This window comes from Paramagnetospirillum caucaseum, from assembly GCF_000342045.1.
GTDB classification, from domain to species: domain Bacteria; phylum Pseudomonadota; class Alphaproteobacteria; order Rhodospirillales; family Magnetospirillaceae; genus Phaeospirillum; species Phaeospirillum caucaseum.
The window spans coordinates 126,983-135,172 of record NZ_AONQ01000004.1 but is presented as its reverse complement, the minus strand read 5'-3'; the positions used below and the strand labels follow the sequence as shown (position 1 = coordinate 135,172).

Annotated in this window: 5 protein-coding genes and 2 pseudogenes; 5 read left to right on the top strand and 2 right to left on the bottom strand. The window is 67.5% G+C overall.

Annotation, left to right across the window (positions count from 1 at the left end):
• The 5 genes and pseudogenes from H261_RS02995 to H261_RS02980 all read left to right on the top strand — a co-directional run.
• A pseudogene (locus H261_RS02995) lies at nt 1-570 on the top strand (MBL fold metallo-hydrolase); the annotation flags it as partial.
• Between the two features lie 78 nt (nt 571-648).
• Nucleotides 649-3,440: pseudogene (locus H261_RS02990) on the top strand (ATP-dependent DNA helicase).
• Between the two features lie 216 nt (nt 3,441-3,656).
• A complete protein-coding gene (locus H261_RS25305) occupies nt 3,657-3,818 on the top strand; it encodes a hypothetical protein (protein ID WP_008614205.1) in 162 nt (53 codons plus the stop codon).
• A 93-nt stretch (nt 3,819-3,911) separates the two neighbouring features.
• Entirely contained in the window at nt 3,912-5,414 is a 1,503-nt protein-coding gene (locus tag H261_RS02985; protein WP_008614204.1) for a bacteriohemerythrin, read from the top strand.
• Nucleotides 5,415-5,601: 187 nt separating this feature from the next.
• Nucleotides 5,602-7,188: a lysine--tRNA ligase gene (locus H261_RS02980; protein WP_008614203.1), complete on the top strand. Its 1,587-nt coding sequence runs from the start codon at nt 5,602-5,604 to the stop codon at nt 7,186-7,188.
• On the opposite strand, the gene H261_RS02975 is transcribed toward H261_RS02980, so the two are convergent.
• Nucleotides 7,189-7,530, bottom strand: a complete 342-nt coding sequence (locus H261_RS02975) for a cupin domain-containing protein (RefSeq protein ID WP_008614202.1) — start codon at nt 7,528-7,530, stop codon at nt 7,189-7,191.
• Nucleotides 7,527-8,132, bottom strand: coding sequence for a glycerol-3-phosphate 1-O-acyltransferase PlsY (plsY, locus tag H261_RS02970; RefSeq protein ID WP_008614201.1), 606 nt, complete (start codon nt 8,130-8,132; stop codon nt 7,527-7,529). The genes H261_RS02975 and plsY overlap by 4 nt, the downstream gene beginning before the upstream one ends.
• Nucleotides 8,133-8,190: the final 58 nt, after the last annotated feature.

The window sequence follows — 8,190 nt, the reverse complement described above, 5'->3', positions numbered from 1 at the left end:
AAGGTCCTCGCCGCGCCGGCCACCATCGCCGCCATCAAGGGTAATGTGGAGAAGAAGCTGGCTGTCTGGGGCCCCAAGCTGGGTGCCAACGGCCCCCAGACCCTGGCCGATATCGTCATGCCCGAAGCCTATTCGGCCAAGTCGCTCCGCCTGGAAGGGAACAACATCGAGATTATCGATGCCGAAGGGCTGACCAACCGGCGCTATCTCTGGGTGCCGTCCCTTGGCGCCATCTTCGGCGGCGTCATGGTGTTCGGCGGCCTGCATGTGTGGACCGCCGACACCCAGACGACCGAATTGCGCAAGGCCTGGATCAGGACCCTGGAAACCATGGCGGCCCGCAAGCCCAAGGTGGTGGTGCCCGGCCATCTGGCCCGCGACGCAGCCTTGGACGTCTCGGCCATCCTCCAGACACGCGACTACCTGCTGGCCTTCGAGGAGGAACTGACCAGGGCCGCGGACAGCGCCCAGCTGATCGCCGCCATGAAGAAACGCTATCCCAATGCCGGCCTCGGCATCGCGCTCGACATCGGCGCCAAGGTTGCCAAGGGCGAAATGAAGTGGGGGTAGACTTGTAATCCCCAAGAACCGGAGGCTGTGGGACGGGACGCCTTGTGCACCAATCGTTCTCCCTGTAGTCTCCCGGCCATGTCCGTAGCCAGCCGCATAATGCTGCCCCATGTTCCGGTGCTGGTCGCCGGAATCCGGGGCGCGGTGACGCTGGAGCCCGACGGCGAGTTCCGCCGCCTGTCGCGTTCCGAGGCGGCGCGCTATGCCCGCAACGAGAGCCCGCTGGTCTGCCACGGCCCGGCGGTGGCGGCCCGTCTCGGGCTGGACGATTTCCTGCGTCTCGACATCCTGGAGCTGTTCGCCTTCGTGCGGCCCGCCCGCTTCTGCCTGCCGACGCCGCGCGGGCTGGCCGATGCCATGGGGCTGCCCCATCCCGCCGACCTGGAGGACGAAGCCGAAGCGCTGATGACCTCCGTCCGCCGCCTGCTGGAGGAACTGGCGGCCCGCACCAATGCCGACACCGCCGCCAAGGCCGTCGACACGCGCGGCCTTGCCTGGATGATGGCGCGCGGCGGCTGGGGCTGGGGTAACGCGGTGCTGGCGGCGCTCGGCGTGCAGGGGGATTCGGGCCGGGGCGGCGGGGCGCTTCGCGTCTGGGACCGTCTGCCCGAGTGGAGCGAATACGCCCCCGAGCCGCCGCCCGGCAATATTCCCGTCGATCCGGCCGAGACCCGCTCGCGTCTGGCCCAGATGCTGGGCGAGGCCGCCGAGCAGCGCCCCACCCAGGCCGATTACGCCTCCGCCGTCAGCCGCGCCTTCCAGCCGCGCGAGGCCGAAGGCCAGCCCCATCTGGTGCTGGCCGAGGCCGGCACCGGCACCGGCAAGACTCTGGGCTACATCGCGCCGGCCGGGCTGTGGGCCGAGAAGAACGGCGCGCCGGTGTGGATCTCCACCCACACCCGCAACCTGCAGCGCCAGTTGGACGGCGAACTGGACCGCCTGTTCCCCAATCCGCACGACAAGGCGCGCAAGGTGGTGATCCGCAAGGGCCGCGAGAACTACGCCTGCCTGCTGAACTACGAGGAGATGGTCGGGCGCAACCGCAACCAGGATGCCGCCGCTTTGGGCCTGATGGCCCGCTGGCTGCTGGCCACCCGCGACGGCGACATGGTGGGCGGCGACTTCCCCGGCTGGCTGGTCGAGGTGCTGGGCCGCGCCCGCACGCTGGGCATCGCCGACCGGCGGGGCGAGTGCATCTTCTCGGCCTGCCCCCATTACCGCAAATGCTTCATCGAGCGCGCCGTGCGCCGGGCGCGGCGCGCCGACATCGTGGTGGCCAACCATGCCCTGGTGATGATCCAGGCGGCCCTGGGCGGCCTCGACGACGGCACCCAGCCGACCCGGCTGGTGTTCGACGAGGGCCACCACGTCTTCGACGCCGCCGATTCCGCCTTTTCCGCCCACCTGACCGGAATGGAGGCCGCCGAAATGCGGCGCTGGGTCCTGGGACCGGAGGGCGAGGCCGCCAGCCGTTCGCGCGCCCGCGGGCTGCACCGCCGCGCCGAGGATCTGGTGGGCGGCTCGGAAGACGCCATCGCCGCCCTGGACGCCGCCCTGGCCGCCGCCCGCGCCCTGCCCGGCCCCGGCTGGCTGGCACGCATCGGCGAGGGCGAGCCCCAGGGACCGGCGGAAGCCTTCCTGGCCCTGGCCCGCCGGCAGGTCTACGCCCGCGCCGCCCACCCCGATTCCCCCTACAGCCTGGAGACCGAGACCACCGCCCCCATCGACGGGCTGGCCGAAACGGCGGGCGCCCTGGCGGGCGCCCTGGGGCGCATCGCCCTGCCGCTGCAGGTGCTGGCCAAGGCACTGGCCGCCCTGCTGGACGACGAGGCCGCCGAACTGGAAACCGCCACACGGTCGCGCATCGAGGGCATCTGCCGCTCCATCGAGCGCCGGGTGCTGATGCCCCTGGCCGGATGGAAGGGCATGCTGGATGGCATCATCGACGGGACCGGGGGGCGGGGGGCGGGGGGGCGGCCTCGCCCCCCGGTTCCAACCAATATATCGACTGGTTCTCGGTGGACAGGATCGACGGCCGCGACATGGACGTGGGCATGCACCGCCACTGGATCGACCCGACGCGGCCGTTCGCCAAGGCGGTGGTCGAGCCCGCCCACGGCGTGGTCATCACCTCGGCGACGCTGAAGGACGGCTCGGGCGACGTGGAGACCGACTGGCGGGCCGCCGAGCGGCGCACCGGCGCCGTCCACCTGCAGGCGCCGCCGGTGCGGGCCGAGGTGGCCTCGCCCTTCGACTATCCCGCCCGCACCAGGGTGCTGATCGTCACCGACGTGCGCAAGGACGACATGGACCAGGTGGCGGCCGCCTACCGCGAGTTGTTCCTGGCGGCGGACGGCGGGGCGCTGGGCCTGTTCACCGCCATCTCGCGCCTGAAGGCGGTGCACAAGCGCATCAGCGCGCCGCTGGAGGATGCCGGTCTGCCGCTGCTGGCCCAGCACCTGGACAACATGGACACCTCGACCCTGGTGGACATTTTCCGCGCCGAGGAGCACTCGTGCCTGCTGGGTACCGACGCGGTCCGGGACGGCGTCGACGTGCCGGGGCGCTCGCTGCACCTGATCGTCTTCGACCGGGTGCCGTGGCCGCGTCCCGACATCCTGCACAAGGCGCGCCGCGCCGAGTTCGGCGGACGCGCCTATGACGACATGATCACCCGGCTGCGCCTGAAGCAGGCCTTTGGCCGGCTGGTGCGCCGCGCCGACGACCGGGGGGTCTTCGTCCTGCTCGACCCCATGATGCCGTCCCGGCTGTTCGGCGCCTTCCCCCCCGGGATCGAGCCGGTCAAGGTCGGACTGGCCGAAGCGGTGCGCCAATGCCGCGATCTGCTGCGACCTCCGACCGATGCATAAAATTTTACGGAAGTTTAGCGCGTCTTTTTCTTAATTCTTAAGTATTATTTTCTACGACTATCGAATAGGTGTTTGCCCTTCGATTAAGCGTAGGTATAATTTTGCTATGAACCGAACGGCGAGTTTGCCGGCTCGGAGTATTGGCGAAACGAGGCGTCCATGACGCTACGAACCCAAGACTGCACATTCCGATTGGTCTCGGAGACCGGACAGCGATTGATCGACGCCGACGATTCGGACGCGCTGATCCATTTCACCCGCGAGGTTCTGGCCTGCCCCCACCTGCGGGCCTGCGAGTTCGGCGATTACTGCGCCATCCTCGGCGCCTCGCTGTTGGCCGAGTACGATCACCACCCCCACAACATGGCCGTGGGCTGACTTTCGCCCTATCACCGTTGACAAGCATGCCTAAAGTCACATCTGATTATGGATGGGAAATGCCTTTGGCATGTGTGCAGGGCGGGGGCAAGAATGATCGTATGGCGCGATGCCATGTCGGTGGGTGCACCGGCATTGGATGCCGACCACAAGCGGTTGATCGACTTGATCAACCTGACCGAACAGTGGATCGGCCAGGATAACTGGCGGCAGGTCGCCTCCGTCACGGACGAGCTTCTGCGCTATGTGGACGAGCATTTCCGCCGCGAGGAAGCGGTGATGGCCGCCACCCGATACCCCGAGATCGAACCGCACAAAAAGGGGCACGAGGCCCTGGCCTTCAAGGCCAAGCTGCTGCACGACAAGTTCAAGGTCGCCCGCGACGACGAGGAACTGAAGATCTGCTCGCAGGTGCTGGTCCGGGTGCTGACCGACTGGCTGGTCACCCACATCCTCAAGGAGGACATGAAGTACAAGCCCTTCATTCCCAAGAAGGCGCCGCCCCCACCGCCGCCCGCCCCGGTGATGGAGATGTATTCCGGCCTGCCGCCCAAGAGCGACGACGACGCCGAACGCAAGGCGCGGCGCGAGGCCCGCAACAAGGATATCGAGTACGAACTGCCGCCCAACCTCGCCCACCTGCTGAAGCGGCTGGACTACGTAGTGCCGGAACTGCCGCCACCGGCCGCCAAGTTCGAGAATTTCGAGAAGCTGTGCGAGGCGGCCATCGGGCGGCGCATCGACAAGGTGCTGGTGTTCTTCCAGCGCCACAATCCGGCGCTGAAGCGCGAATTGCCGACCTTTTTCCTGGCCTCGCCCGAATTCTCCGAGAAGTTCAAGGCGGCGGTCACCAAGCTCATCTTCCCCACCATCTGGGAAAGCCGCAACATCCGCATGCTGGCCACCAGCTACGAATGGGCCGAGGACGACACCGACAGCTTCTGGGACCACGTCACCAAGCCGCTGGAGGACAGCATCCTGCAGGGCTGGAACAGCGGCTGGGATGATCTGAAGCTGTTGGAGACCAAGAAGCCCGACGGGACCAAGGTCTTCCAGGTCAAGGACAACACCAAGGCCCTGCGCGAGATGCTGGCGCCTTCGACGCCCGAGGCCTACGACATCCCCAAGATCGGCAACCGCGAGATCGAGACCCTGCGCTCGCTGCTCGACCCCCGCAACGACTGGTGGAAGCGCCTCAACCACGCCTGGCGCATATGCCACGATCTCTACGAGCAGGAAAAGGACCCGCGCATCTTCCAGCAGAAGGCCCGCGAAGGGGCGCTGCGCGACAACCTGCTCAACGCCTTCGCCAAGTTCCCGCCGGAATGGGGCGACTTCCTGGTGCTGGCCTGCCACCGGGTGTTCCCGCGCATCTCGTCGGCCTTCCTGGAAAGCTTCGTCAGCAATTTCGGCACCACCGAAAGCCAGCGCGAACTGCACGTCCCCTACACGGTGCGCTACATGCGCCAGGTCAAGGAAGACCCTGACATCTGGCTGCGCGAACGCAACGCCGAGCAGGAATGGCAGGCCCAGATGAAGGAATTGTCCAACTACCTCGCCCACCGCGAGGCCGAGGAGGTGGAGAAGCGGCGCTGAGACCTGCGGGCGGGACGCCCGTGCTCCGTATTCAGACGGGCGGGACGCCCGCGCTCCGATGAACGCTCCCATACTTTTGGGGCACGGGCGTCCCACCCGCATTTCCGATGGAGCGCCATGATTGACGCGCCCCCCTGCCGGGGACTAGCTTTCCGCTCTTCATCTGTTTGAACGGAAAGTAGCCCCCATGTCCTCCGATACCAGCGCCCTTGCCCGCTCCGCCACCGCCTGGCCCTTCCAGGAGGCCCGCGCCCTGCTGGACGAGCGATTGGGCGGCAAAACGCCGGACAAGGGTTACGTGCTGTTCGAGACCGGCTACGGCCCGTCGGGACTGCCCCATATCGGCACCTTCGGCGAAGTGGCGCGCACCACCATGGTGCGCCGCGCCTTCTCGCTGCTGGCGCCCGGGATTCCCACCCGCCTGTTCGCCTTCTCCGACGACATGGACGGCCTCAGGAAGGTGCCCGACAACATCCCCAACAAGGAGATGATCGCGCCGCACCTGGGCAAGCCGCTGACCAGCATCCCCGATCCCTTCGGCACCCACGAGAGCTTCGGCCACCACAACAACGCCCGCCTGCGCTCGTTCCTCGACACCTTCGGCTTCGAGTACGAGTTCCAGTCGGCCACCGAGTGGTACAAGTCGGGCCGCTTCGACGCCGCCCTGCTGGGCGTGCTGAAGCATTACGACGAGGTGATCAACGTGGTGCTGCCCACCCTGGGCGACGAACGCCGCGCCACCTATTCCCCCTTCCTGCCGGTCTGCCCGGAAACCGGCATCGTGCTGCAGGTGCCGGTGGTGGAGCGCAACGTCGATGCCGGCACCATCGTCTATCGCCGCGAGGACGGCAAACTGGTGGAGACCCCGGTCACCGGGGGATTGTGCAAGCTGCAGTGGAAGGCCGATTGGGGCATGCGCTGGGTGGCGCTGGGCGTCGATTACGAGATGAGCGGCAAGGACCTGATTCCCTCGGTCCAGCTGTCGACCCGCATCGCCTCGATCCTGGGCGGCCGCGCCCCCATGAACCTGACCTACGAGCTGTTCCTGGACGACCTGGGCCAGAAGATCTCCAAGTCCAAGGGCAACGGGCTGGCCGTCGAGGACTGGCTCAAGTACGCGCCGCAGGAGAGCCTGGCCCTGTTCATGTACCAGAAGCCCAAGACCGCCAAGCGGCTTCACTTCGACGTCATCCCGCGCGCCGTGGACGAATACCTGGCCTTCCTGGCCAAGTTCCCTGCCGAGGAACCGGGCAAGAAGCTGGACAATCCGGCGTGGCACATCCACGGCGGCAAGCCGCCGGCCGAGGATTCCCACCTGTCGTTCAACATCCTGCTGAACCTGGTCAGCGTCTGCCATTCCGACGATCCGGCGGTGATCTGGGGCTTCATCAAGCGCTACGCGCCGGGCGCCGCGCCGGAGACCGCCCCGATCCTCAATGGGCTGGTGGGCTACGCCATCGCCTATTACCGCGACTTCGTCCTGCCCAACAAGACCTACCGCAAGGCCAGCCCGGACGAGGTGGAGGCCTTCACCGCGCTTAAGGTCGGGCTCGAGGCCCTGTCCGCCGAGGCCTCCGTCGAGGACATCCAGAACCTGGTCTACGAGATCGGCAAGCGCCCCTGCTTCGCCGACCTCAAGGCGTGGTTCAAGGCCTGCTACGAGGTGCTGCTGGGCAACGACCAGGGCCCGCGCATGGGCAGCTTCATCAAGCTGTTCGGAATCGCCGAGACCGTCGCCCTGCTGGACAAGGCGATCGCCGGCCAGGAGATGTAGTCAGGGATCGCGGTGCAGGGCCAGCCACACGGTGGGCTGGTCCGGCGCCGTCCAGTCCACCCGGTGGCGGCAATGGGCGGGCAGGAACAGCCAGTCGCCCGGCACCATGGCGCGGGCGTGTTCCTTACCGTCGATACGGACCATGGCGGCGCCCTTGATCACCACCACCCATTCGTCGTCGTCCTGATCCAGCCATTGGCCTTCCGGCGTGGCGTGGCCGTTGGAGACGATGCGCAGCAGGCGGAAACCTCCGCCGTCCAGCAAGGTGTCGAACCGCTCCGCCTCGAAATCATCGTCCGGCACATTGTCGAACAGGCTTCCGGTGGCGGGCGGTGCGTTCATCCCTCGCTCTCCGGCTTCTTCTTGGCCCCGATCCTGGGTTCCTCGCCCCGGATCAGGCGGATGATGTTGGCCTTGTGGCGGTAAAAGCCCATCACCGCCAGACCGGCGGCCATCAGGGCGTATTCGGGTCCGGCGAAGTACAGGGCGAATCCCGGCGAAGCCGCCAGGGCGATCAGCGCCGACAGGGACGAGATGCGGAACAGGGCGGCGCTGACCAGCCAGGTGGCGATGCAGGCCAGCCCCACCGGCCAGGCGGCGGCCAGCATTGTGCCGATGGTGGTGGCGACGCCCTTGCCGCCCTTGAAGCCCAGCCAGACCGGGAAGTTGTGGCCCAGCACGGCGGCGAAGCCCGCCACCGGCACCAGCTCATTGCCCAGCAGCAGCCAGACCAGCCCCACGGCGATGGCGCCCTTGCCCCCGTCCAGCAGCAGCGTGGCCAGGGCCAGACCCTTGCGCCCGGTGCGCAGCACGTTGGTGGCGCCGATATTGCCCGAACCGATCTGGCGGATATCGCCCAGCCCGGCCAGCCGGGTCAGCACCAGCCCGAAGGGGATGGAGCCCAGCAGGTAGCCGCCCAGCGCGGCGAGGAGGAGGGAGGTCATCTGGGCCTCTCCATCCGGAAATGCGGGCGGGACGCCCGCGCTCCCATGGAACACGCCG

Coding starts and splice junctions, on each gene's coding strand:
- H261_RS02985 (WP_008614204.1), top strand. CDS start 3,912: ATGATCGTATGGCGCGATGCCATGTCGGTGGGTGCACCGGCATTGGAT.
- H261_RS02980 (WP_008614203.1), top strand. CDS start 5,602: ATGTCCTCCGATACCAGCGCCCTTGCCCGCTCCGCCACCGCCTGGCCC.
- H261_RS02975 (WP_008614202.1), bottom strand. CDS start 7,530: ATGAACGCACCGCCCGCCACCGGAAGCCTGTTCGACAATGTGCCGGAC.
- plsY (WP_008614201.1), bottom strand. CDS start 8,132: ATGACCTCCCTCCTCCTCGCCGCGCTGGGCGGCTACCTGCTGGGCTCC.